General features: G+C 44.8%; 2 protein-coding genes and 1 tRNA gene. 1 reads left to right on the top strand and 2 read right to left on the bottom strand.

The genetic code is table 11. The annotated features are described in order from the left end of the window. Window positions 1-133 precede the first annotated feature (133 nt). Window positions 134-331 (bottom strand): helix-turn-helix transcriptional regulator, encoded by a 198-nt coding sequence (locus QUB56_RS36925; protein WP_332961307.1) that lies wholly within the window; start codon window positions 329-331, stop codon window positions 134-136. Window positions 332-534: 203 nt separating this feature from the next. Beyond that, window positions 535-607, bottom strand: a tRNA-Phe gene (locus tag QUB56_RS36920). Between the two features lie 133 nt (window positions 608-740). Between QUB56_RS36920 and QUB56_RS36915 the strand changes: the two genes are divergently transcribed. Continuing rightward, a partial coding sequence (locus QUB56_RS36915; protein WP_332961306.1) for a glycosyltransferase family 39 protein occupies window positions 741-1,327 on the top strand: 587 nt, incomplete at its 3' end.

The raw sequence follows: 1,327 nt of genomic DNA, 5'->3' as shown, positions 1-1,327 counted from the left end.
TTCTTGATAGTTGACCTTCATAAAATATCCCTTATTTTTCTGGCATTGTAGCACTTATTTGGCAAAATGGTATTAGTTCCCTGGTTTTTTCTGCCCAATCTTTTGTGGCAAGCCCCGCATAAGGTGAAGTCATTTACCCTATCCCCTCCAACAATTCGCTTAGCGATACTCCCAAAGCTTTAGCTAGACGCACAATATTCAGAAATGCAACATTTCTCTCGCCACGTTCAATGCCGCCAATGTAATTTCGATGTAGTTGTGCTAGTTCAGCTAACTCCTCTTGGCTTAGCCCCCTAGATTTTCTCAATTTCCGAACCTGTTCGCCAAATATTTTAAGCTGATAATTTTATATCACGCCAAAAATATAAAGCTTATAAGTGTTTCACATCTACACACTATGAGTGTTAACTTGAAAAAACGCTTTAAATCTACACACTATGAGTGTTAATTAGAAAAAAGGCAGAAATATCTGGATTCTCCGAGGAGGAAGTGCCGAGACAAAAAAAAGCCCTCAACTTTGTGAGGGCTTTGCGATGCCAGGAACGAGACTTGAACTCGTGACACGTGGATTTTCAGTCCACTGCTCTACCAACTGAGCTATCCCGGCTTGTTTTTTCGCGCTTAACTACCTTAGCAGATACATACAGAATTTAGCAAGCACTTTTCTCAATTAATTTTTCGATCGCCCGGAACCGCCCGCCTGTAAGCTAAAAGCTGCAACCTAAAATCCAAGAATCGCAATGGCACAGCAACATCGGGACAGCGGAAGTAAGAGTCTGCTTGTCTTGGGCATAATTTGGCTGCTGGGGGCAATTAGCGATCGCCTCTGGTTTGCCCTCGATCGATCTGTCCCCGCCTGGGATCAAGCAGAATACCTGACTAGCACCCTGAATTACTTGCAGGCGTTGCAGCATCCTCAGTGGTTTTCCGGCGAGTGGTGGACAAACTTCTGGCTGCTTTCGACGAAAATTCCGCCCTTGGTGTATATCTTAACGGTTCCGTTTCTTCAGGTTTTTGGTACCGGGGGCGATCGGGCAACCCTCGTTCATTTATTATTTAGTGCAATTCTCCTCGCCTCAGTCTACAGTCTGGGCGTCCAATTATTTAACCGGCAAGTCGGTTTGTGGGCCGCTGCAATTTGCGTTTTGTTACCGGGACTTTATCGGTTCCGCTTGCAATTTTTGCTCGACTATCCCCTCACTGCGGCGATTACTTTTGCTTTCTATTGTCTGACAATGTGGAAGGCTTCTGAAGGAAGAAGGAAGAAGGAAGAAGGAAGAAGGAAGAAGGAAGAAGGAAGAAGGAAGAAGGAAGAAGGAAGAAGGAA

Origin of the sequence: Microcoleus sp. AR_TQ3_B6, assembly GCF_036702785.1 — a bacterium.
Taxonomy (GTDB): domain Bacteria; phylum Cyanobacteriota; class Cyanobacteriia; order Cyanobacteriales; family Microcoleaceae; genus Microcoleus.
This window is presented reverse-complemented; position numbering and strand designations above follow the sequence as displayed.